The sequence below is a fragment of the Bacteriovorax sp. HI3 genome, from assembly GCF_059738875.1.
Window position 1 is genome coordinate 2,277,456 of the sequence record NZ_AP026946.1, and the last position, 24,598, is coordinate 2,302,053.

Sequence of the window (24,598 nt, forward strand, 5' to 3'; positions counted from 1 at the left end):
GCAATCTTTTTAGTCCACTGCCACCGAAAACGGGCATTCTCATTGTTTCCACAATTTAAAGCAAAATTTCTTGGGCCATAATTCTTTATTAATTCTAAGTGCTTGCCATTTTGCTCTTGCTGCCTAAAAAACCGATCAATTCACTGCTGTTTGCACGGTAAAATATACCTATCACTCTCTAATAATTTAAAGAGTTAACCCAATTAAAAAGAGCGGACGATAAGTATTGTGATGAAGACCCTTCACTCGCTTATATTCACTATCGCTGCAGTCTTGATTCTTCAAGGTTGTATGCCTCAGTCTGCTGGAACCAACAGAAAAAAGACGACGGCTTCATCATCTTCAACAACAACAGGAACAACCACTCCGACTTTTGCTTCAGATGAGGCCCTTTACTGGTTTACTTCACTGAAAGTCACAGGAACGATCACGGTTAATCAAAACTCAGATACAGTTATGTACCTGCGTGGATCAAACATCCATAGCTTCCTGATCAGCAGTGACGCCACAACAGGTCTTCCTTACTATCAAAACGGGAAATCTTTCTGTCTGGTTGGTAACTATGGCTCAAGCAATAAGCAATTGCGCTTGAGACTTGTGCCTATTTCCATCAGTAACTATTCTACAAAAACAACTGAAAGACTTTTTAGAGTTGATGTCCCAAGCCGTTCTGAAAATGCTGCTGCCTGTGGAGTTGCTTCAGTTGACGGAGTCGCTGGAACTTCAGCGGCCTATGCTTTGACTGAAATCTGCCCTACTTGTTCAGGTGGAACGTACCTTACGTCTTCAACACTGAAACTCTTTGAAAGCAATATCAACACTGGGGTTATGTCACAAATTGCCACGACAAAAGTGACTCTCTCAACTCTGGCCATTAAAGTAGATGTTTCTTCAAACTCTACTTCTCCAGTCAGCTCATGCTCTACCTCTTCGTGTGAAGCTAAAGGCTTTGACTGCTGTATTGAAGGTCAGTGTGTGAAAGATGCTAGTATTAAGTCTTCTGCAACAAGTGACTCGCAATACGCTCAGGCCATGAGTGAGTATGCAGTTAATCCTCTCTCATTTATTAATTTCCCGAATATCTTTAATATTTGTACAAATATCTCGCACACTCCACCATCAACAACAACTCCGGGAACAACTCCTCAGAGTGACGCTGAAAAAAGAGTGGCCCAGTATTTAGCTGACTGGAAATGTATTGAAACGGCCCAAAGCTCAGGCTCGTACTCACTGTGTCTTCCAGGTGTAGCTGAATCAGATTACAAAGCGACAAAAAAGAAACTGGCCATCGCCTGTGGATGCCCGACGACTTATACAGATGACGAAAGAGCGATCAGATGCCCGGACTGGGGAGTCAGACCGCTTTATAAATCTTCGATTGAAACGACAGCTAATATTGTCGATTTCTACTGTTATACTCCGACACCGGAAAATCCGATCGGGCCGATTACCAACTTAAACGTAAACGTTCCTAGCCGTAGTGCCCCTCACCGCTTTTATGCTGTTGATGGAACAAGCTATGATGACGTTAGTAAACTTTCAAGCACCATCATTCAAGAAGGTGAAGACTTCTATTACCTGGACACTGCAAACCGCGCAGCTCCAGTTAACGGAAGCTACAACGTCAATTCAATTCTTGGACGTATGAATGTCGCCCTTTCTCAAACTCAGCCAGCAAAAATGATTGCGGTTGAATTAGGGAAAACATATATCGTATCGGCCACAAGCGGATACTTCACTCCTTGTACTCAGTGTGCAAAAGACAGCTGGTTTCAGACTTTCTCAGCTCACCCGGCGACAACTGGTGGTAACGGTCTTCGCGCCAGCGGATACACGACATCAAGAGATACATACTCTACCAACGTCACTCTAGGTAACTACGAAGACACACATTTTGGCCGTGCTTGTTACCTGCCAGTGACGATGATTCCTTTCTCACATAAAAAAGAAACATCTCTACAAACTCAGCGCTTAAACCGCCTTAAGACTCAGGCCACTTATTTTATTAACGGCTACCAGAAAGACTGGTTTGGCTTTAATAAAGGTGCACTCATCGGATCATTTGATGGTGTGACTTGGTTTGGTGTTGGTTCTGGAAGAAGAATCACAGCAACAACGACGAAACTTTACCTGGCCATCAACGCTTCTTTCCTTGATGTGGCCGACAGAACAGATACAGTCGTTAACATCATTCCTGATATCTCTGCTTCGGTGGCCGCTGATTACGACTTCGACCCTACTCTGGCCATCAGCGACCCAAAACAAAACCAGGCCGGGACTTGTCAACAGTACCACCAGTGTAGCACTGACTCTGACTGTATTTCGCAGTTAGGTTGGGAGTATATGTGTGCTGACGTTTCTCAATCGAGAACTCGCTGGCCGATTTACGACACTGAAGCAAGAGAAGTTAATAACCAGGAAAAAATTGGTTCAATCTTTGAAATCCTTTCAGGGACAACAACTCAAGGTTCAAGCGGAAAACGTTGTGTGTACCGTGGTGCTGGAGCTCCATGTGTGCGCGACTTCACGGCCCTTAATGGCCAGTACAACCAAAAGAACTTAACATGTGCTCCAAACTTCTACTGTGCGGCCTTAACTACAAACCGTTTTAACGATGAAGTGGTTCGCTCTCCTAATGAGTTTGATGATATCTTCTTCGGGATGGACGCAAACGTTTTAGGTAGACCGCTTAAATATGTCACAGCAACAAAGTCACTTACGACAGAAGTTATCGCAAATATCAAATACAATGGTGGAACAGACGCTCTTGGTTTAACGAGTTCACAAGTCGACGATATGGGTATCTGTCGCCCAGGACGCTCGCTTTCATCAACTGCTTCAACGGCCCACAGTAATCCTGATACACAAAAAAGAGCTGATTACATTTCACAAATTGGTTCATGTGATTCAACTCAAACCGGTTCATCAAGAACTGTGTCTTGTCCGGCCATCGGTGATGACCTGGATTATGTTCCTTACAACACTTCTTCAACCACTCTTTCGCAGTTAAGAGAAATGCAAAACTCTTGCGGTGGAGAAGCAAAACACACATCAACTTTTGCTTCGGCCTTCGCCAATATTGAAGGTGGATCACTTCAACTTCTTCAACACATCACTCAGCCAATCATGGCGGCAGATGCTTGTTTAAGAAGAGCTGGTTCTGTTTGTCATACAGACCTAGACTGTGGTCCAAACAAAATGCATGAAGACGCTGTTGGTTCAATGGCCCTTGCCTACTTCGGGGGAACTGAAGCTGAGCAAAACTATTGGAGAGAATCGCTGATTTGTGGTCAAGGCAAAGCAGCTCCAACTCTGGGAAGCTCAAACTACTACGATTATGAATTAAACCAAAACCGTTGCTGCCGTGAAATCGGAAAAGACTTTACGATGTTCACATCGGGTCCTGCGACGATTATCCCAGAAAATATGGGGACAAACGTCAACCTGGTAACATCAAGACTTTCAGTGACTGACCCAAAAGCAAACTACCGTTACTCTCGTTACACGGCTTCGAAAATTGCTAAAACGACAGCAAACTACCCTAGTGTTTCGGCCAACGCTGAACCAGCAAAAGATCAGTGGAAAGTTATCAATGAAACTGGATCACTCACTTGCTGTGGTGGTGGATGGATCAGAAAATTCGCAGACGGAACACACGACTGGAAAGTAAAAAACCGTCTAAGTCTTGAGACATCAAACTTTTCATGTCTAAACTACCGCACTCCACTTGTAAACGCTGATTACAACGGATTTGGAGATGCAAAAGATCAGGTCGTTCAATCGACATACCAGCGCGAGTATGAGTACTTCTGTAAATACCCTGGACAAAATGGGTGTATGCAGATCCTTTACCGCGATGTAAGTGGATACCAGATCCTGCCTCCTCGCGTGTACGAACCATCTGATGCTGAAAACCTTGAGCCTGATGATACAACGACTGTTCCATCATGGGCGACATCTGCACCTTACTCTGCGACAGGATCATACAATGGTCTGCCAGCGACAGGTTACACTCGCCTTGACACTTCACCTGTTGGTGACCTTGAAAGTGGAAATTATACATATAAAATGAATCAGGATGTTCCTTATCCTCCATTTGCTTATATGTTTACTCAGTCGCCTCCTTACGATCTTTATACTGACGCTAACGGAACAAAAAGATCATTGATCTTCTTCGTCGACAAGGATCTTGACTACGGTGTGAGTATTTATCTTCCGGCCTATATTCCTTTTAACACGGCAAACGCCAATGCCAACCTGGCTTCGGCGACTCCGACGATTTCGCGAGTGTATATGAAATACATGTACGACGACGGACGTGTTGAAGCGGTTAACATTACAAACTTAAGAAACCTAAACAAAGCGACATGTGATGGTGTTGCAAATTATCCGAGTGGTTCTTCAGGACAACCTATTGATGCTCTTTCAACGGGTGATTACGAAGCATGGTGTATTTCAGCGAACGCAAAAACTCAAAATCGTCCTATGATGAACATCAAGGCCTACACTGGGGCTGCAGCTAACCGTCAGTGGAAATATGCTGCTGTTGTTATCGATTTCATGCCTCTGGAAAAATACAAACAGACTCTGGATGCTTCTTTAGGTGCAGTGACAACTCCAGGTAACCCATACTACTACCTGACAAAACTTGGGCGCTTAGAGCTTATTGGTATCCCACAGATCACTTATGAACCAATCTATTGTAACGGAAACCAAAACAAGCTTGTTCCGGGAATCTTCTCTTCATCAATTCAAACGAGATCACAGTTCAATGCTGTGGCCAACACGTACACATCGTTTAACCCGATTGCAAGTTATGATGAAGAAGGAAACTCTGAGAGTGAATCTGCTGGTATTGGTAACCAGGCCAAACGATTTACTTATCAAGATAAACTCTCTCACGCAGCAATCTTCTCTTCTAAAGACTTCGCTTGTTGTATGCCACTTGGAAAGACGACAACTTCAGCAGCGAAGTGTTGCTCAGGGACAGCAAGTAATGTCGGCGGCAAACTGACATGTAAACTTCCTTCAGGAACTGACCTGAACGTTTACTTCAACAAGTTCGTCTCAAGTGAAGGTGTTGGTTCAGACCAACCTGGTGGAGGTCTTCTGATTTCTTCTGAAACTTCAGAAACAGAAGTCGACTTCAACGCTTATACTGGTGAACCAAAAATGCGCGCCTCTACTTTCCAAAAACTTGAGGCCCTGGGTGCAGCTTACTGTCAGTCAGGAGTCGTGCAAAACGGTGGATCGTTCGGACAGTTCCCTCCTGAGCCATACTCTGGGTATTACACGACAACTGGTGAAACCATCAATTACCCTATGAGTATCGTTGACTCGATCGTAGACTCGGTTGAAGGTGATACGGCCGCAGGTAAGTTCCCATTTGATAACGGGTACCGTTGGGACCACCACTATTATTGCAAGTAATCCGCAATAAATCTTCCCATGACGCAAATTCTCTGCTAGATTCTGGCCCTTATGAAGACTACCCTATTTTTAGCAGTAATTCTCTTTTATTTTAATAGCTTACCAGGTGCTTTCGCCGCCGAGACCATCGCGTGCTCTCACCCCGAGCTCTGCCGCCTGGCCAATATCATCTTCACTGAAAATCAGGTGAAGGATTATGAGTTTATTTCCCTGGTTAAAATTTCTGGGGACCCCCACGAGTACGAGCCAAGCACGAATGAAGTGAAGTCACTTATTTCGGCCAAGACCCTGATCACTGGACCAGGAGAGCTCAACCCATGGATTAAAAAAATCCATTATCAAAGATCAAAAACTCCGGGGACAAAAACATTCACACTTCCGCTTGATAGCCGCGACTACAATCTTTATCCGGGAGGAAACCACGAAGCGCTTTCGCACTTCTGGCTTTACCCAAAAATTTTCTGTTCGCTTAAAACAAAACTAGAAGACCAATTAGTCAGTGCTAAACTTCTGGTGATTAAAGCTCCTAAAAAATGCCAGAGCGAAGAGATGAGAATTGAAAAAGAGTTAACAAACACATTAGCTCAAATAAAAAAACCAGTGGTGCTCACTCACGATGCTCTTCTTCCCCTGTTGGCAAAACTTGGCGGGAAAGACGCAACAGTAGTAGCGATAAAAGGCTCAGGCCATCACCAGGAAGCAACTCCTGCTTCAGTTAAAAAACTTTACGACGCTCTAAAAGCGCCAAAAGTCATTTGGATTGAAGAAATAGGAATCAAAGTTCCCGCTAATATTCTTGCCAAAAAAAGGTCAACTGATATTACAATTGATCTGGATACAGCAAACTCTGAAGGACTCAATTACTTTCAGGTGCTGGAGAGCTTAAACACTAAACTTAAGGCGCACTAAGCATATGAGCGAAGCCATTTTAAGAGCAGAGAAACTTACTTTCAGTTACGAAGGTCTTGAGCCTATCCTGAAGGATATTTCTTTCTCTCTTAATAGAGGTGAAAGCCTTGGGGTCCTGGGACCTAACGGCGGCGGGAAATCGACGTTGATGAAAATCATCGCAGGCCTTTTAAAAGCAAAAAGCGGCGAGATTTATTTTAATGGTGAGCCGCTTTCAAGTTTAAAAAAATACCCATATCACCTGCTCTCTTACGTTCCTCAAAGCAGCGAACTCAATCCGATCATGCCAGTGAAAGTCAGCGAGCTTTTAGATTTCAGTATTTCTCTTCATAAAATTAAAAATCCTCATCTCGTTGATGAGCTTTTAAACTTAGTGGGCATTGCCCACAAAAAAGACTCTCTGATTTCTAAACTCTCAGGGGGAGAAAAACAGCGCGTGCTCATTGCCCGTGCCATTATTCAAAAACCGCAAATCCTGCTTTTAGACGAGCCGACCAAAGGTCTCGACAGCAACGGTCAGGATCAACTTTTGTCACTCATTGAAACGATTAAAAAGCGCGATCAGACATCGGTCATGATCGTTGACCACAATATCAATCAGATTATCAAAAGCTGCCAGAACATTCTTTGCTTAAACCGCGATGTTCACTGGCATGACCACCGCGATTTCCTGACAAAAAATATTCTTGAAGACGTTTATCACTGTGAGTTTGAACATCTTTTAATCCATGAAAAAGACCTGGAAAAAAACGACGGTGTGGATCACTCGCATGACCACCATTTCTGCAATCACGATCACGCTCATGAGAAAAATAAAAGCGGCCATCAGTTTATCAGGAGAAAACCATGAGTTTCATCAATGATTTTCTTCAGTATGATTTCCTGCTTTATGCTCTTTTAGGAACAGTATGCTTGTCGCTGACTTGCGGCCTGATCTCACCTCTGATTATTGCCCGCAAAAACGCTTTCATGGGAGCGGCCATCTCTCACTCGACACTGTTGGGACTGGCCATTTCACTTAGTTTATTTGAAGCGACACAGGCCCTGCCGGTTTTTGTTTCAACTCTTATCATCACTATTTTTCTGACGATGTTTCTGGCCTACTCAACTTTCAGACAGAAACTACCCAACGATTCAATGATCGGGATTTTTTATACTTCGACAATGGCGATGGGGATTATCATCCACACACTTTTTGCCAAAGACCAAAGCGATCTTTTAAGTTTTCTCTTTGGAAATATCCTGCTCTTAACAGCTGAAGACCTTTATCTCTCACTTTTCATTTTAATTATCACTGCTCTACTTATCTTAGTGCCGCTAAAAAAATGGCTCTTCTTAACCTACGATGAAGAAGGAGCAATCACCTCGGGAATTAAAGCGCAGGTTTTCCATTACACTTTTTTTGTTTTACTGGCCTTTCTCATTGTCACAAGCATCAAATTGGCCGGGACCGTCCTGGTTGAAACATTACTCTTAGTTCCAGGATTTTTTGCACTGAAGTTTGCAACGAACATCAGACAAACCTTCATTATCAGCACACTCTTTTCTGTCATCTTCGCTGTTACCGGGATTATCCTAGCAAATGCGTTTGGCCTTCCGAGTGGCGCCACTCTTGCCGTCGTGCTCTTTGGGGCGCTAGTGGTATCGTTTTTCCTAAAAAAGGTTTATACTCTTCTTAAGTAAACTAATCTTAAGGAAAGAGATTTATGCACAATCAAAACGAGCCAAAAACCGTTGCTGATAGCGCTGTTGAAATGCGCTATCTCGTCATGCCTAACGATACCAATCCACAAAACTCTATCTTCGGAGGGGTGGTTATGTCGTGGATCGATATGGCCGCTGCGATGGTTGCCGAGAGACACTCAAACCGCCCCGTTGTCACTGTTCACGTAGGCGATATCAGCTTTAAGGCCCCTATTAGAATTGGTGATCACGTTCTTATTCAAGCGAGTATTAACTACGTCGGAAAAACATCAATGTTAGTTGGTGTAAAAGTTATCGCGGAAAATCCTTTTACTGGAATCACCAGACACACAACGACAGCTTACCTGACGTTTGTCGCTTTGGATGACATCGGCCGCCCGATTCAAACCAGAGGGTTAATTCCAGAAACAGACGAAGAAAAAAGACGTTTTGAATCTGGAAAAAAGCGCATTGAAGACATGAAAAAAAGTAAAACCAAATAAGTTATGAGCGAAGAATTCAAATCAGGAAAACTTTCCCGATTTTTAAGCCTGGGCACCAGTCTAACCAAGGCTTCTGCCCAACTCGCCCTTGATGCTGCTAAAAATAAAGCGCAGGACTACATTGATAAAAATCCAAAGGCCCGCGACCTGGAACTAAAAATCAAGGCCTCTAAAGAAATCATTCAAACCATGGGAGAACTCAAAGGGGCGATGATGAAATTAGGGCAGATGATTTCCATCTCAGAGGATTTGGTTTTACCAAAAGAAATCTCGGCCCTTTTTGCTAATCTTCAAAAAAATTCTCCTTCAATGCCGGAAGCAGAAGTCATTCGCATGATCAGAGAGAATTTCAAAAAATCCCCTCAGGAGCTTTTTTTAGAATTCGATTTAAAACCGGTGGCCGCTGCCAGTATTGGGCAGGTTCACAAGGCAAAACTGCATTCCGGCGAAGTCGTCGCGGTTAAAATTCAATACCCAAAAATCGTCAATGCGATCAAACACGATTTTCAAAACCTGCACAAAATCGACAAACTTATTCACCTGCTCTATCCCAATAAGCCCAATGTAGACAACATGATCCAGGAGCTCAAAACCTCCCTGATCCAAGAGTGCAACTACATCACAGAAATGGAGCAGATCCAGTTTTTTAAATCACAATTTAAAGAACGCTTCCCGATGATTGTCATTCCTGAAGTCTATCCTGATTACTGCTCAGAACAGGTTCTCACTATGGAGTGGGTTGAGGGCGACAGCTTTGAAGAAACCCTTCACTACACCGACGAAGAAAAAAATTTCCTGGGAACATCCCTGTATGAAAGTTTTCTTTTTTCACTCTGGGAATTAAAACGACTGCACACTGATCCACAAAACGGCAATTACCTTTTTAAACGCGACAAAATCATCATGCTGGACTTTGGCTCAACCCGTGAGTTTGATCCGGATTTTCTCGTCGATTACTGTGGTCTCCTGATGTCTTTGGAAGAAGACCGCTTCGATCACTACGTTGTGATTTCCAAGCATCTACACTTCTTTAAAGAAGATGAACCTGAAGATATGATCAAGCGTCACTTCGAGATGATTAAATCTCTTTATGCGCCCTATACCAAGTCTGGGACACATCCAATTGAGGCCATCAATCCCTTTGACCTCTTCAAGGATTTTTTTAAGGATCTCGACTTTAAAGGCAGAAAATCCCCTCGACAGGAATTTCTCCTCCTCGATCGCTCAACTTTTGGCCTCTATGCAAAACTCAAGGGCTGGAGAAGCGAAATTAATTGGCTCGAAGGCCGAAATAAGTTTAGAAATTCCATCGAAAATGAGGTTAAATTTAAGTATCAGTTTTAGGAATAACTATGCTTTGGTTTAGACACTTTGTTTTGCTCTCATTGGCCCTTTGGACAACTTTTGTCCACGGTGCTTTGGAGTACTCAAAAATCGAACACGCTGGCTGTCCTGAAAACGCTTACTGCCAGAAAGCCACTGGAGAAATCAGACAAAAATGGCTCAACCAACTCGACGATTTTAAATCGGGAAAATTAAACGAAGCCAAACTCAATGCCGAACTTCAAAAAGAATACGGAATGCCCATTGCTAACTGGGCCGCAGAAGAGGCCAGCGTCCTCCCGCGCATCATCATGTGGGACTCTCCTTGCCCTCAACACAAAAAAGAAGCATCAAAATTCTACATCAGCGAAATTTTTCGCAAAAATTTAAAGGACTCGGAAATAAAAGATTACACCACTCTTTATTTCGCCAAGGCCATTGGCCTGGACGCCAACAAAAAACTAATCACTCTCACTATTCCCAGAGGAGAGATTCCTATTTTTATTGAAAACAACGAGTACTATTTCCTGCGTGAAGACGAAGGAAAATATTACGGCCTTTTAGTTGGCCGCGAAGGAAGCCTGAGAGTTACAAAAATCCAGAACGTCAAAGAATTACCCAAAGATGCTGTTTGTTTAAAAGAGCAAATCGACACATTTTTAAGAGAGGCGCCATCGCCTACTTTTTATCAGGGCTATCACTGCAAAGACGTCTGGGACAAAACGAAAAAGGCCTACACGACAATGCTCTTTGGCTGGAGCTGTAATTGAAACTTTGTCTCTACAACGTAGAAAATCTTTTTTTAATGAATCAAGCTCCGGGTGAAGGTTACAAAAAACCTGCGGACAAAACTGAATGGGTGGCGAGAACTCTTAGAGAAATCAACGCCGACATCGTCATGCTTTGTGAAGTGGGCGGAAAAGAAAGTCTCGATTTATTAAACGCCCGCTATTTAAATCACGAATACTACACCGCACTTTTACCGGGAAATTCTGACCGCGGTATCGAGATGGGTTATCTCATCCACAAGCGCGTCCCTTTTTTCCACCAGCTTTTAAGCCATAAAGAAAAAGTACTTAACTTCAATTACCCGCACGAAATTTTAGACCATCAAAAAAACCAAAGTGAACTTAAGCTTCACCGTTTTTCCCGCGATATTGCCGAGCTAAGACTGATCAAAGACCAGAAAGTGGTTTTCATCATTATGCTGGTGCATTTGAAATCCAAACTGGATAAAGAAGGTATCGATTTCAACGGACAGCTCAGAAGAAAAGCAGAATTTCACTCGCTAGTTGAGACCTACAACGAGCGACGCAAAGAGTTTCCCAATGTCCCGGTAGTGGTTGCCGGAGACATGAACGGCCAGGCCCAGAGGGTACTTCTGGAGCCGGAATTCCAGGCCCTCTATGAAAAAACCGACCTGGAAGACGTTCTCGAAGTCATCAAAGAGCCTGCCGAGCGCAGATTTTCTTATTTCCATTTCGGGCGCGAAAACAACCGCGAAGCCTCTCAGCTAGACTACATTCTCCTTCCTCCCGAGCTCCACGGGCGAGTTCAAAAAGAAGAATCAGGCATTTACCACTACCGCGATCCCAATGGGGTCCTGGTTCCCTACCCGCAGGACTCCTTCCAGCGCTACGCCTTGCCAAGTGATCATTACCCAGTGGTGGCGACCTTCGAATTTTAGCATTTTAAGTTTGTGAATAGACTTCAAATAAGCTAAATTCTGGCCTTATTAATTCTTGAATTTTAATGAGGTGACACGATCATGGAAAACGACAAAGCGCGCCCTCCGGCCCCTTGGACAAAAGAAGAAGCAGACAGCGTTTATCACATCAGCCGTTGGGGTGATGGATACTTTGATATCAACGACGAAGGACATCTATGTGTGCGTCCACACCAAAACGAAAATGGTCCACGCATTGATATTTCTGAAGTCCTTGAAGAAATGAAAGCTCAGAATATTCCTCTTCCGATTGTTGTACGTTTCCACGATATTTTAAGATCACACGTTAAAGTCATTAACGAAACTTTCCGCGACGTCATTCGCGAAGCTGGCTACCAGGGCCAATACACTGGTGTTTATCCAATTAAAGTAAACCAGATGAGAGAAGTTGTTGAAGAGATCGTCGATGCCGGCGCTCCTTACAATTTTGGTCTTGAAGCTGGGTCTAAACCTGAACTACTTTCAGTTCTTGCTTATAACGACAACCTTGATGCTCTGACTGTCCTTAACGGATACAAAGACGAAGAGTACCTTCGCCTTGCTCTTCTTGGAAATAAACTGGGAAGAAAAGTTATCGTGGTTATCGAGAAGTTCTCTGAGCTTCACAAAATCCTTAAGCTTTCTCGCGAAATGAATGTTGAACCAGTTATTGGTCTGCGCGCGAAGATGGTTGTTAAGGGTTCTGGAAAATGGGCAGACTCTGGTGGGGAAAAAGCAAAATTCGGTCTAACGATCGCTGAAATCCTGACAGCTGTTCAAATCCTAAAAGATGAAGGCTTCATCAATTCACTAAAACTTTTCCACTTCCACATTGGTTCTCAGGTAACTGACATCAGAACAGTCAAAGAAGTTATCCGCGAAGGTGGACGTATCTTTGCTAAGCTTGTTCAGCTTGGTGCCCCTCTTGAGTACTTCGACGTTGGTGGTGGTCTTGGTGTTGACTACGACGGATCACAGTCAACAAGTGACTCATCAATGAACTACAAGCTTGCTGATTACGCTTCAGATATCGTGTATATCTTAAAAGAAATCTGTGATGCAGAAAAAGTAAAACACCCAAACATTGTTTCGGAATCAGGACGCGCGATTACTGCCCGTCACTCGTGTGTAATTACGAACGTTGTCGATAAAATCGAAACATCATTTACTGATTACAAAACAGATATTGTTGCCGGCGACCACACTCTTGTTCAAAACATGAGAGACCTGCTTGAAACAATCAACGAAGAAAACGCTCAGGAAGTTTACAACGATGCTCTAGACTTTAAGCGCGAGTGTATGAACGCTTTCCGTCTGGGAATCATTAAACTTGAAGAGCGCGCACGCATTGAAACTCTTTTCTGGAAAATCACAAAAAAGATTTCTGCACTTCTTCCTACAATGGAATTCATTCCTGAAAACCTTTACGACATCGACCAGGGGATTGCGCCACAATACCTTTGTAACTTCTCTATCTTCCAGTCTGCGCCGGATCTATGGGCCATTGGACAACTTCTTCCAATCGTTCCGATCACGCGCTTAAACGAGAAACCAGAGGTTCTGGGAACACTGGTAGACATCACGTGTGACTCTGATGGAAAGATCAATAAGTTTATCGACATCAACGAAACAAGAAACCTGCTTCCACTTCACGAACTTAGACCAGACGAAGACTACCATATCGGTCTCTTCTTAACTGGAGCTTACCAGGACGTAATGGGAGATCTTCACAACCTATTCGGAAGACTAAACGAAGTTCACGTTTTCTGTGACGATGAAGATCCAACAGATTTCTACATCGAAGAAGTGATCCGTGGATCATCTTCTGAGTCAGTACTGGCAGCTATGCAGTACAACCCGGAAGCGATGGCGTACACAATGAAAAAGAACATCGACCGTCAAATTGCTCAAGGAAAAATCATGCCACGCGAAGGTGTTCGTCTGGTGGATTTCTACGAGAGCTGTTTAAAATCGTATACGTATTTAAAGCAATAATAATTTTTTGAGGTAACAATGAAACGCGGACCTATTACAGAATTTATGCTTACTCACTACAAACACTTCAACTCTGCTTCACTTGTTGATGCAGCTAAAGGTTGGGAAACTCACCTTGCTAAAGGTGGAAAAATGTTTGTCACTCTTGCAGGAGCAATGTCGACGGCTGAACTTGGAAAGTCTCTTGCTGAAATGATCAGACAAGACAAAATTCACGGGATCTGCTGTACAGGAGCAAACCTGGAAGAAGATATCTATAACCTTGTCGCTCACAATCACTACCACCGCATTCCAGACTGGAGAGCGCTGACAGCTGAAGAAGAAGTGAAGCTTATGGAAAAAGGTCTAAACCGTGTAACAGACACTTGTATCCCTGAAGAAGAAGCAATGAGAAAGATCGAAGGTCTTTTAAATAAAGAATGGCAAAACGCTGATAAAGCGGGACAAAGCCATCCTCCTCACTACTACTTCTGGCAACTTCTTAAGAACCCAGAGTTCAAAAAAGAATACCAGATCGATCCAAAAGACTCTTGGATGATCGCTGCTATGGAAAAGAACATTCCAATCTACACACCAGGTTGGGAAGACTCGACTAACGGAAACATGTACGCAGCTGCTGTTATCGAAGGAAGAATTAAAAACGTTCACACAGTTAATTCTGGTATCCAGACAATGATCCGCTTAGCGGAATGGTACACAGAAGTTTCAGCTAATCACTCAATTGGTTTCTTCCAAATCGGTGGTGGTATCGCTGGTGACTTCCCGATCTGTGTTGTTCCAATGCTGGAGCAAGATCTTGAGCGTAGCACTCCACTTTGGGGTTACTTCTGCCAGATTTCTGATTCAACAACTTCATATGGGTCGTACTCTGGTGCGGTTCCAAACGAAAAAATCACTTGGGGAAAACTTGATGGTTCTACTCCAAAATTCATCATCGAATCAGATGCTACAATCGTTGCACCGTTAGTTTTTGCCTACGTTTTAAACTGGTAATCCATATCTTACGCCTCGAGGGCCAAAAGCTTCTCGAGGCGCATTTTCCCTCTCACATTTTTTCATAAAAACCCGATAAAGCTTCATCCTCTGATTTATCAGAGACCATGGAGAGGCCTTTATGAAAAATCTTTTTATCATTTCTACCCTTACTCTTACGACTCTTGTTTCATGTGCAGGGCCTGAAAGCTTTGAGCAAAAGATGGACCGCTACACTCCAAAAAATATGGGACAAAACCAGGTTCCGGAAATTACTTCAAGTGGTTTTAAATTCTCTTCATCAAAATCGAGAATGCCGGCAAGTGCAGGGACTGCGACAAGTGTAGAAAAATCTCTAAGTGAAGAAGCAACTCTTTCAAATAAAAAACTTTATTTCCTGACTCTCTTTGGACAATACGAGAGCATGAAAAAATACGCTCAAGACTTTGAGGCCCCAAGTGTGAACATCTGTCCTCATTTCCACACGAGTCTTCTTGAACACAAAGGAAGAAAACCTGCTGGTTTTGCCGGGAATGTGACTTATAAAAATAACAAAAAATTTGTCTACGACTATAAAAAGATCGACGATGCCGATTACGTTTCAAAAAGACCAGAGCTTTCTCTTCCTCTGGCAAAAGATGATGTGACACCAAAAGTTGTCGACATCTTCCGCTCACAAAAAGGCGATATGAATGATGCTAAAATGAACGAACTGGTTCACAAAGCGCTGGATATTCACCTGGCAAAAACGTATTCAGAAATCAGAGAACTTTGTGAGTTCGGAGTAAGTAACAACTACTACATCTATGAGAACCTGATCACACATATTAAAAACTCAAGCTTCCCGCCTGCAGAAAAAAGCATGGACACTCTTTTAAAGACAACCATCTTTTCAAACATTGCACTGGTGACGTCTCTGGATAAAATCCAGGCCACTCCAATGCGCTCAATTGCTTCTATAGGAAGTAAATCAAAAGAATCATCGAACACTTACTCAAACGAAGTGATGACGAGATTAAATGTTGAATGGGCAAGAGAGTATTTTGAAAGCTTAAAATAAAAAAGCTCCCCTCGGGGAGCTTTTTTATTGCTTAATGAAATAAGAACAGACGATTTCTTGAAGACAGTACCGCCAGGTTATCTCCAGTCGAGACCATTTCTCCAAAGACCGCAGAGTAAGCGTGACCTAATTTAAAAGTCTCCACTACATTGAGTCCTTTTTGATCAACCAGTTTTAATTCACCAGTTGTCGTTGAAACTGCAAAGTATGTTTTATAAGGAACGATAGAAGTGATCACACCACTTGAAACCTTCACAGTCTTTTGCAGATTAAGGTTTTTATCAGTCACTAATAGCTCACCATTTGGCGTTCCAAAGATCAGTTGATCGTCACGGACAAGAGGTGGTCTTGAAACTGTAAAGTCAGATGTTCTTAAAACCTTTCCAGTGTTCGGGTCAATTAAGCTTAGAGCTCCCCCAACTGGAGAGATGTAAACTCTGTCTTGAAGAACAAAGGGAGCGTTGTCGATATCGACAAATTTTGAAGCTGTTGTCAGCTTTGTTTCGTAAAGAAGAACACCCTCTTCAATAGACAAAGCAGCAAATGTCCCGTCGGCAAAACCAACTAAAAGCTTGTCTTTATAAACGACAGGAGTTCCTGCGCGCTGAAGAGTTGTCAGGTAAGGAACTGAGCGCTTGTAACCCCAAAGGATTTTCCCAGTCTCTACATCTAAACAGAAAACCTGGTGGTTTCTAAGTTGGAAGAAAACTCTTCCATTACTCACCACACCTCTGGTTTCAACAGAAGCTCCAAGGTCAACTGAGTACTTAATAGTCCCAAGAATTCCATGGCGAGAAATCACTCGACCTTGAACTGTTCCGTAAATCACCTGGTCTTTGTAGGCCACAGCACCTGCATGGTAAGCAGATCCGTCGAATTCACTCCAGATCTCGCGTCCATTTTCCAGCTCGTAAGCTTTCATGTATCCGCCGTTATGTCCGGCGTAAACGATGCCTTCGTGAACCAGTGGAGACTGAAGGCCAATGGGTAAATTTCCGCTGTCGTAATTTGGATCAAGGTTTTTAATCCAAAGCGGAGTTAAAAGAGCGCGCTCCTCTACCACCTTTGTAGGTTTGTACTCTCTTAATGTTGAGCATGAAGCCAGTACAGACAGAGAAAGGAGCAAAGGGATACAATATTTTTTCATTCTAATGAACCAGTTTTAAAGCTTAAAGTTTTGTCAGGTAAAGTTGAGCGATTTTTACGAACTCTGCTTCGCCTTTTGCTTTTTCAACAACGTATGTGAAGTTCTTCTTAGCTTTTTCCTTGTCACCAGCTTTCATGTAAAGGCGACCAAGATCAAGGTAAGTTTTCCCTTCGAAGATTTTTACTGACTGAGAAGTCATTTTTTCCAGAGTTTCGATAGCAAGTTTATCTTCACCCAGGTCTTCAAACACTGCTGCTTGACGGCTTAGGATGAAATATTTTGCGTAGTCATCGCTTGCGATTTTTTCACCAACAGATAAAACAGCACGCGCTTCAGTGTTTTGAGCGTGGGCCATTAAAGCGTCACTTGATTTGATAACGAGAGGTAGTAGTCCTAAATACTCACCCATTTCCAGGTGAAGGTTCATCACTCCACTCTCCAGAGTTTTAGCTGCATTTGGAGCTGTTGGGTTTGCCAGGTAGTCTTTTAGAGTTGTGATCTCAAAAGCGTGGATCTTATTGTTGTATTCAACGTTAGACTTGTCAGCGAATGTCTTAAACATTCCAAAGCCTAAAACAGCGGCCACGATAACCCCTAAAACCGTGTAAACGGCAATTTTATTCTTAGCAACAAAGCCTTGAACCTTATTTTCGTTCAGGATTTCGTTAATTTCGCGGTTTGAAGATGAAGTCGTTGTAGTCGTCATTGATTACCTTAGGTTGAAAGTTTACATTTTTAAACAAAGTCATTCTAAAAAGCCTTTGTTAAGTTGTCAAAAATAGAGAGCTTAGTTAGAATAAATATATTAAGAAAAACACTGCTGACAGGATGCGCAGTCCACATTTATTTAGGTAAGAAGGATTTTGACCTTATGAAGAATCTCTTTAAACGAGTTTTACTTGCAGGATGCTTACTCATTTCATTTCAAAGTGCCTATGCGTTAGAAAAAACTAACCGCCTTGGCGTGGGAATGACTAACCAACTCAAAAACGATTTCCCGGCCCTTTCCTTTAAAATGCAAAAAAGCCGCTCTTTCGCTTTCGGTGGAATGGTGGGCGTTTCAACATCAGACACTGATGGTGGATACGGTGCGGGAATTAAACTCTACCGCAATATCTTCGATGAGCCTCAACTCAATTTCTACTTCGCGGGCCTTGGTGCTTTAATCGCCAACAAAGTTAACGGTAAAACATACTCAGGTTTTCAATTTGATTTAAGCTTAGGAAGTGAATTTCACTTCACAGGTCTAAACTCACTTGGATTTAGCTTTGAATTTGGTGTGTCGGCCAATAAGAAAAAAGATTTTGTCTTTGAAACTGTTGGCAGTAACTTTGTGGTTGCAGGGATTCACTTCTATCTATGAAAAAATTCTTAAGCGCCTTTTTATTCTTCACTCTCTTACTGGGAACTCCAGCGATCACTAGCGCTCAGGAGGCCAGTAACGATATTTTTTCGGCCGACGATGATGACTTGAACGTCGGTGGAGACATCTTTACGGATTTCAATGAAGACATTGAAAACGCCAAAGTGGTTGAAGATGAGCGCTTTTATCGTTACGGCAGATTTTTTTCTTTCAACCTGTCGCTGGGATTAACAACTTTCGATGGCAACCGCGGTCTGGCGTATGAAAACCTTCCGCCTTCGTATGGTGTTTCTTTTACTTTCTTTAAAGATTTTCAAACGGCCTTAGGATTAGGTGTCGAGTTTTCAAAACACTCGATGTTTTTAAAAGATGCTGTAAGGGCTTTTCCCGATAAACGCTGTAATGGAAATACTGAAGCCTGTCCTCCGGGAATGGTTGAAATCAGCATGCTTCGCGTTTTTTTGGGCTACCGCTACTACATCGATACTGCGAACTTAGGAACAGCAATCACATACTCAAACCCCTACCTCATTGGGCGTCTCGAGTACTGGTACACTACCAATAAATACACTGATCAAACTCAACTTCCTAACGACGCCGGCGGTGGTCTAGGGGCAGGTGTTGGTTTTGGTCTGGAATTCCCTATTGAACTTAAAGAAAGTTATATCGGTCTTGAGTTTCTTTTCCACTCAGTTGCCTTCTTCGACAAAAACACTCAGCGCTACGCCCCTCTTACTACTGGCGGGTATGGGTTTGAAGACTTAGGTGGAAATGCATATAGCACGATGGTGAGCTATATCTTTAACTGGTAATCAACCAATCCCCTTAAAACTCTCGATGGAAATGGCCTCCATTTTCTTCATCACTTTTACCTCGCGGTAAAATTTGAGATAAAGTAAATTCTCCAGATAAGTCACAGGCAGTTTGTTGGCGACATTTTTTATCGATTTAAAAATGCGTTTAGGGTGAAAAAGATAGTGCACAATCACACAGGCACCAAGCACCGAAAAACGAAAAACTGATAAAAACCATGAAGGGATATTTTCTGAATACGACTGCACATAACCCAATGAAGGCCCAGTCGTTCTGGTCATAAAAGTGTCACCGATATATTTAATAAATTTCTTTTTAGGGTCATTAATCAGCTTTTCATGAAACTCTGATCCATCATAAGGAACAAAGTTGTGAACGAGAACATCATCGACTCCCAAACGGGCAAGTTTCAAACAAAACTTCCCTGTTCGATAAAGATCGCGCATTCTTTGCCCAGGATATCCTACAAGAATATTGCTACAAATAGGCAGGTCGAGCTCCACGCTTTTGGCCATGGAAATAGTCATCTTATCAAGATTGGCATTCTTCTTTAACAGTTTTGCCTCTTCAGTTGAGCCTGAATCAGGTGCGTACTGGATGCGCAGAAGTTTTGCCGCTTTTAAACCGCGTAAAATCTCTTCTGAGAGGATTTCACTGCGGGTTCCAGGACTAAATGTGATAGTGACCGGAAGATTGGCCTGGGCCATTTTCTCGCAGAAATCCATGGTCCATTTTTTATTGACCAGACCTACGAGATCCATAAATTCAATGTGGTCAATTTTATAAAGAGAAATATATGTTCTGATTTCCTGAATGATGGCCTCAGGCGCGCGGTGAAAAACATATTTATCCCACATCAAAGGGGCACTACAAAAAGAACATTTATAAGGACACCCGCGAGAAGTGAGCATCATCATCGTCCGGCGGTTATGAACTGTGGCCCCAGATCCTTGCTGCAGGTAATTTTCCATTGGGAAAAGATCCCATGCCGGGGTTGGGATTTCATCCAGTGCTTTAATTCTCTCACGGCGAGACGAGACAATAGCGAGTTCTTCATCACAATAAGCAATGCCTTTTATTTTTTTGAGATCGCCATCTTCTTTTTCCAGCTGCTGGCAAAGATCAAGAAGCGTCTCCTCTCCTTCACCTAAAACACAAACCAGATTTTTTGGGAACTCTCTTAAAATATTTTCATGAGCAGCTGTGGCGTGCTCACCACCTAAAACAATAAGAGCATCAGGAAAAGTCTCAATCGCTTTTCTCACAATCTCTTTGTGCAAAAGCCAGTTGCTGGTGAACATGCACGAAAGGCCAATGATTCGGCTTTTTGGATTGATGCGCGCAATGATCTCGTTGATCTGTAGTCCGTAAAAAAAATATGGTGAGTTTTTAATATCTGTGACTTGATCGAGGGCCTCTCCCATGCTGTCGACAATCTCGACCTGGTAAAAAGACCTGATGTAAGAGGCCACATACGCAAGACCCAATGGAGGTGACGGCGTCACAGTTGCGGCGTTACCTTTTCTCATGAGCACTGGTGGATTAATCAGAGTTACGATCACGCAATCATTCCTTCTAATGCGCAATAAATACTATTTCTAAAATAATTTAACTCTACATTGAAAATAGTTTAGGTAAACAAAGATTTTACAAAATGTGAGAAGTTTTCACATAAAGTTAGGCGTACTTACAAGAAAAGAAACAAATAGGCCCGGATTCTCCGGGCCTATTTTATGAACAATGTCAGTATCAATCAGGTAACTTCTTTCATGCGTTTGCCCAGGCGACGATTTAAGTCCTCTCCTGTTCTAAACACAATGTGAATCGGTGTGTTGTCGAATTCAAACTCGCGTCTCAATCCGTTTTTCAAGTAGCTCTTATAGTTATCCGGAATGTCCTTAGAAAGGTTTGTAAAGAAAAGGAAAGTCGGCGGATTCGATTTTAACATCGAAGCATACTTCACCTTTAATCTCTTACCTGCTTTCTTAATCGCCACTGGATTTTTTTCAATCAGCTGGTAAACATAACGGTTAAGTTTTCCAGTTCCAATGCTTCTGTTTCTAATCAAGACAGTTTTCTTGATCGACTCTCTTAACCTTCCAATATGCTTGTTGTACTTCGCTGAAATAGGAATCAGGTCGCAGTGATTTAACCATGGGACAGTTGCTCTTAAATCGGCGATCCATTCTTTTTTGGCCGCTTCATCGACAAGCTTCTCTTTTAAAAGATCCACTTTGTTTAAACAAACAATAACTGATTTTCCTTTTTCCAGAGCGATATTTAAAAGACGACGGTCCTGGTGAGAAATACCAATAGTTGAATCAATCATAAAAAGAATAATGTCACTCTCTGTGATACAGCGTAGTGAGCGGTAAACAGACTGCTGCTCGATAAAACCTTCAACGGCCTTCTGGCGTCTGATCCCTGCTGTATCTACAATGTGCATAGAGCGCCACTGTGATCCTTTTTCTTCCTCTTCTTTTAACATCTGAGCTTCTGCCTGGAGATACTCTTCAGAGTATCCTTCATTTTCCAGCATCTCTTCTTCTGTTAATTCTTCATCTTCATCAGAAAAGTTTTCATCATCTACAGCAAAAACTGTTTCATAAAGATCGTCTTCCGATTTTTGAACTTCTTCATCTGAAAGAGCATCGTCGAAATCGATTTCATTTTCGTTGTGTTCATCTGCTTCAAGAGTTTCATCAAAAAGCGGAGTTTCTTCACCAATGTAGTCTTCTTCGTCGTAAATCGGCGCGCCTTGTGTCCCTTCTTCTTCCAGGTTGTAGGCAACGGCCAGGTCTTTATAAACATCAGGGTTGTTGTTTCTGAATTCTTCATACTGTTGGAATAAAAGTGAGTCCGTCTTAGCGAAACTTAAATCATCATCCAATAGATGTGCCTCTTTTCCAAAGAAGAGATCAAAGAAGCCTTCGATCGGGTCAACTGTGGTTCCCGGAATATCACTCACCAGTGCTCTCTCCGCTCCTAGAAGCAAGTTAAGCATTGTTGATTTACCAGCGTTTGGTGCACCAATCAGCGCCAGACGTGCCACAACTTTCTCTCTTGGAGTTACACCTTTTTGCAAGTTCGACATCTCATCTTTTTGTGAGTTTTCGAATTTAATGATTTCTTTTTGCAGTCTTTGTTTAAGATCTAATAACCCAAGGCCGTGCTCAGCAGAAACTTTAAACATTTCTTCTTCGCCAATACCTAATTGGTAGAACTCCAGCTCTTCGCCTTCCTGCTTGTCAGTATCATACTTGTTAACCAGAACCCAGAATGGTTTTTTCTGAGCACGGATATAATCAGCAATACTTTCATCGAAAGGTAAAACTCCCTCGCGTGAATCAACAACAAAAAGAATCAAGTCACTTTCTCTGATCGCTGTTCTCGCCTGGTCAGTCATGATGTTAAAAAACTTATTCATGATCTGATCATTCTTTCTTGGAACGTTTTCTTCGATTTTTGTCGGGTAGAATCCCCCGGTATCAACCAGGATCGCTTCGGCCGCATCTTTTCCGGCAAGCTCTTCAAAAGTCGCGATACCGTAGTGGCGATCGCGCGTAACTCCCGGCTTATCGTGAGTGATGGCCTTATGAGCTTTTCTCATCAGCCTGTTAAATAGTGAACTTTTACCGACATTGGGTCTCCCGATCAGGGAGATCACCATTGAGCGGTGATATTGTTTTGTTTCCATTACTTCTTTCTCCAAACGCGGTTAGAATCCTTAGCGCGAGGAAGACCGATTTCTTCAAGAACAAAGTTATTTGAGAACCACTTTGGCGACACTTTTACGTGTAGGTTTAAGTGCACTGGGCCTCCAGTCATAACTTCAATTTTCTTTCTCGATCTGATCCCAATTTCTTTAATCATCGATCCAGATGAACCAATTACGATCGCTCTTTGCGACGGACGGTTAACCAGGATTGAAGCTGAAATATGAGATTCATAAGTATTAGGGTCTGTTTTCCCTTTTACTTCTTTATATTCATCAATCACCACGGCCACTTCATACGGAACTTCATCTTTTAGAAGTTCAAAGGCCTGCTCGCGGATGTATTCAGTAACGAAGAATCTTTGGTTCTTGTTTGACACATCTCCGTTTGGATACAAGTGTGGTCCCGGCTCAGCTTTATCACAAAGAGCTCCAGTTAAATCGTGAATATTAATTCCTTCTTTTGAAGAAATTAAAAAGTACTTCTCAAGTGATGGGAAGATTTCTTTTGCTCTTTCAAAAACTTCTTTTAGTGGAAGTTTTTCCGAGTCTTCAACTTTGTCAGCTTTTGTGAAAAGAACCCATGTCGGCCCAAGTTCTTGCTGGAAATTTTCTTTAAAATCTACAAATTGGTCTAAGATGTCGCGAGAGATATCAATTAAAAGCAGGTTTAAATCCGCTCCTTCAGTTCCTTCTCTGGCCTGTTCATTTAAGCGCTTGTTGAATTCCTGGTTTGACTTGTGTAGACCCGGAGTGTCCACCATAACAACTTCAGTGCGGTCAACTGTGAACACGCAGTGAAATTTATTTCTTGTTGTTTGAGGTTTACTAGTAACAACTGACAGGTCTGTTCCGATCAAACAGTTGATCAATGAACTTTTCCCTACGTTTGGCGCCCCTAATACTGCAACCATGATGGATTTGTTGTGGGGGTGCTGATCTTCGATTAACATTCTCGTCTCCTTTCTCATTCACGCTTTATTTTAGTAAAGCTTCTCGTCTATAATTTTTTTCGCTAATTGCTTTTCTACTTTTTTCTTTGATGGACCTGTCATTGCTGCCAGCTTCTTGTCCCCTAGCCACACTTCGACATGAAACCCTGTGTGATCCGGAAGCTCACTCGACTTATAAGTGGGAAATACCCCGTGGGCGGCCATCGTCAATTCTTGAAGCTTGGACTTAGTATCAAAAACATTCAATTGTTCTAAAGAGTAAAATGAAGTCTTTGTATTCTTTTCAAACTGATCGACAATAAATTTTAGTGTTTGCTCTAAAATCTCAACATTATTATTTGAATCAAAATAAATCGCAGCAAAAAGAGCTTCAAAGGCGTCCGCCAAAATCGAGTCTTTATCAAACCCGCGCGAACGAAGCTCTCCGCGCCCCATGAACAAAAACTCTCCCAGAGTTAGTGAACGAGCGAGTTCAGCAAGCTTTTCTTCATTAACTAGAGCTCCTCTCAGTTTTGAGAGATCGCCTTCGTGATGATCTTTATAAAGGTGATAAAGATTTTTTCCAACAATAAAGTTGATGAGTGAATCGCCTAAAAATTCCAGGCGTTCATTTGAGTGCAGTGTACTCTCTTTCATCTCATAACAAAAAGTTGATTGAGTGAGTGCGAGAATCAAATACTTTTTATCTTTAAATGTATAATTAATTTTTTTTTCGAGTTGAGCAAAAGAAATTTTGTGAGAAATAATATGATGAAGTTCCGATTGATCGAATTTTTTTAGTGACGCTTCGGAATAAAATGCATTAAGCCATGAATGTGTATCAGGAAAGCGGATGCTCCCATCTTCCTGAGTTTCTTGATTAAAGGTCGTCTCTTGCACGGCTTAGCCTACTGATTATTTGAATGTTTTTATCTCAGCGCGTTTTTTATCACTACTCATACGCGTTATCAAGATTCTCTTTTTTGGTTGTTAATATTTACCAACTAAGATACTATGCCCGCGCTAACACTTTGAAATGACTCTTCAC

Annotated in this window: 19 protein-coding genes; 13 read left to right on the plus strand and 6 right to left on the minus strand. The window is 42.4% G+C overall.

Annotation, left to right across the window (positions count from 1 at the left end; all coding sequences use genetic code 11):
- Positions 1 to 228 precede the first annotated feature (228 nt).
- The 11 genes from AC6JA8_RS11245 to AC6JA8_RS11295 all read left to right on the plus strand — a co-directional run bounded on the left by AC6JA8_RS11245 (position 229) and on the right by AC6JA8_RS11295 (position 15,580).
- A complete protein-coding gene (locus AC6JA8_RS11245) occupies positions 229 to 5,430 on the plus strand; it encodes a hypothetical protein (RefSeq protein WP_497973872.1) in 5,202 nt (1,733 codons plus the stop codon).
- 51 nt (positions 5,431 to 5,481) lie between these two features.
- Entirely contained in the window at positions 5,482 to 6,339 is an 858-nt protein-coding gene (locus tag AC6JA8_RS11250) for a metal ABC transporter solute-binding protein, Zn/Mn family (RefSeq protein WP_497973873.1), read from the plus strand.
- Between the two features lie 4 nt (positions 6,340 to 6,343).
- Positions 6,344 to 7,189 carry a metal ABC transporter ATP-binding protein gene (locus AC6JA8_RS11255; RefSeq protein ID WP_497973874.1) on the plus strand — a complete coding sequence of 282 codons (846 nt, stop codon included), beginning with the start codon at positions 6,344 to 6,346 and terminating at the stop codon, positions 7,187 to 7,189.
- Entirely contained in the window at positions 7,186 to 8,022 is an 837-nt protein-coding gene (locus tag AC6JA8_RS11260) for a metal ABC transporter permease (RefSeq protein ID WP_497973875.1), read from the plus strand. Before AC6JA8_RS11255 ends, AC6JA8_RS11260 begins: the two co-directional genes overlap by 4 nt.
- Before the next feature lie 23 nt (positions 8,023 to 8,045).
- Positions 8,046 to 8,525 carry an acyl-CoA thioesterase gene (locus AC6JA8_RS11265; RefSeq protein ID WP_102243921.1) on the plus strand — a complete coding sequence of 160 codons (480 nt, stop codon included), beginning with the start codon at positions 8,046 to 8,048 and terminating at the stop codon, positions 8,523 to 8,525.
- 3 nt (positions 8,526 to 8,528) lie between these two features.
- Complete coding sequence (locus AC6JA8_RS11270; RefSeq protein WP_497973876.1) at positions 8,529 to 9,869, plus strand: ABC1 kinase family protein; 1,341 nt, start codon at positions 8,529 to 8,531, stop codon at positions 9,867 to 9,869.
- 8 nt (positions 9,870 to 9,877) lie between these two features.
- On the plus strand, positions 9,878 to 10,618 hold the full coding sequence (locus AC6JA8_RS11275; RefSeq protein WP_497973877.1) for a hypothetical protein: 741 nt from the start codon (positions 9,878 to 9,880) through the stop codon (positions 10,616 to 10,618).
- Positions 10,615 to 11,535 carry an endonuclease/exonuclease/phosphatase family protein gene (locus AC6JA8_RS11280; RefSeq protein WP_497973878.1) on the plus strand — a complete coding sequence of 307 codons (921 nt, stop codon included), beginning with the start codon at positions 10,615 to 10,617 and terminating at the stop codon, positions 11,533 to 11,535. The genes AC6JA8_RS11275 and AC6JA8_RS11280 overlap by 4 nt, the downstream gene beginning before the upstream one ends.
- Before the next feature lie 81 nt (positions 11,536 to 11,616).
- Entirely contained in the window at positions 11,617 to 13,548 is a 1,932-nt protein-coding gene (speA, locus tag AC6JA8_RS11285; protein ID WP_497973879.1) for a biosynthetic arginine decarboxylase, read from the plus strand.
- A gap of 18 nt (positions 13,549 to 13,566) precedes the next feature.
- Positions 13,567 to 14,541, plus strand: coding sequence for a deoxyhypusine synthase family protein (locus AC6JA8_RS11290; protein ID WP_102243926.1), 975 nt, complete (start codon positions 13,567 to 13,569; stop codon positions 14,539 to 14,541).
- A 121-nt stretch (positions 14,542 to 14,662) separates the two neighbouring features.
- Complete coding sequence (locus tag AC6JA8_RS11295) at positions 14,663 to 15,580, plus strand: hypothetical protein (protein ID WP_497973880.1); 918 nt, start codon at positions 14,663 to 14,665, stop codon at positions 15,578 to 15,580.
- A gap of 31 nt (positions 15,581 to 15,611) precedes the next feature.
- Here the strand turns inward: AC6JA8_RS11295 and AC6JA8_RS11300 are convergent, their stop codons facing one another.
- Together AC6JA8_RS11300 and AC6JA8_RS11305 are read right to left on the minus strand one after the other, a co-directional pair.
- Positions 15,612 to 16,727: an outer membrane protein assembly factor BamB family protein gene (locus AC6JA8_RS11300; RefSeq protein ID WP_497973881.1), complete on the minus strand. Its 1,116-nt coding sequence runs from the start codon at positions 16,725 to 16,727 to the stop codon at positions 15,612 to 15,614.
- A 22-nt stretch (positions 16,728 to 16,749) separates the two neighbouring features.
- On the minus strand, positions 16,750 to 17,433 hold the full coding sequence (locus AC6JA8_RS11305; RefSeq protein ID WP_497973882.1) for a YfgM family protein: 684 nt from the start codon (positions 17,431 to 17,433) through the stop codon (positions 16,750 to 16,752).
- A 165-nt stretch (positions 17,434 to 17,598) separates the two neighbouring features.
- Between AC6JA8_RS11305 and AC6JA8_RS11310 the strand changes: the two genes are divergently transcribed.
- Entirely contained in the window at positions 17,599 to 18,090 is a 492-nt protein-coding gene (locus AC6JA8_RS11310; protein WP_497973883.1) for a hypothetical protein, read from the plus strand.
- On the plus strand, positions 18,087 to 18,902 hold the full coding sequence (locus AC6JA8_RS11315) for a hypothetical protein (protein WP_497973884.1): 816 nt from the start codon (positions 18,087 to 18,089) through the stop codon (positions 18,900 to 18,902). The genes AC6JA8_RS11310 and AC6JA8_RS11315 overlap by 4 nt, the downstream gene beginning before the upstream one ends.
- Here AC6JA8_RS11315 and AC6JA8_RS11320 read toward each other — a convergent pair whose 3' ends face one another.
- The 4 genes from AC6JA8_RS11320 to rnc all read right to left on the minus strand — a co-directional run bounded on the left by AC6JA8_RS11320 (position 18,903) and on the right by rnc (position 24,450).
- Positions 18,903 to 20,465 carry a B12-binding domain-containing radical SAM protein gene (locus AC6JA8_RS11320; protein ID WP_497973885.1) on the minus strand — a complete coding sequence of 521 codons (1,563 nt, stop codon included), beginning with the start codon at positions 20,463 to 20,465 and terminating at the stop codon, positions 18,903 to 18,905.
- A 191-nt stretch (positions 20,466 to 20,656) separates the two neighbouring features.
- On the minus strand, positions 20,657 to 22,600 hold the full coding sequence (locus AC6JA8_RS11325) for a ribosome biogenesis GTPase Der (RefSeq protein ID WP_497973886.1): 1,944 nt from the start codon (positions 22,598 to 22,600) through the stop codon (positions 20,657 to 20,659).
- Positions 22,600 to 23,571: a GTPase Era gene (era, locus tag AC6JA8_RS11330; RefSeq protein ID WP_497973887.1), complete on the minus strand. Its 972-nt coding sequence runs from the start codon at positions 23,569 to 23,571 to the stop codon at positions 22,600 to 22,602. Before era ends, AC6JA8_RS11325 begins: the two co-directional genes overlap by 1 nt.
- Positions 23,572 to 23,601: 30 nt before the next feature.
- On the minus strand, positions 23,602 to 24,450 hold the full coding sequence (rnc, locus tag AC6JA8_RS11335; protein ID WP_497973888.1) for a ribonuclease III: 849 nt from the start codon (positions 24,448 to 24,450) through the stop codon (positions 23,602 to 23,604).
- Positions 24,451 to 24,598: the final 148 nt, after the last annotated feature.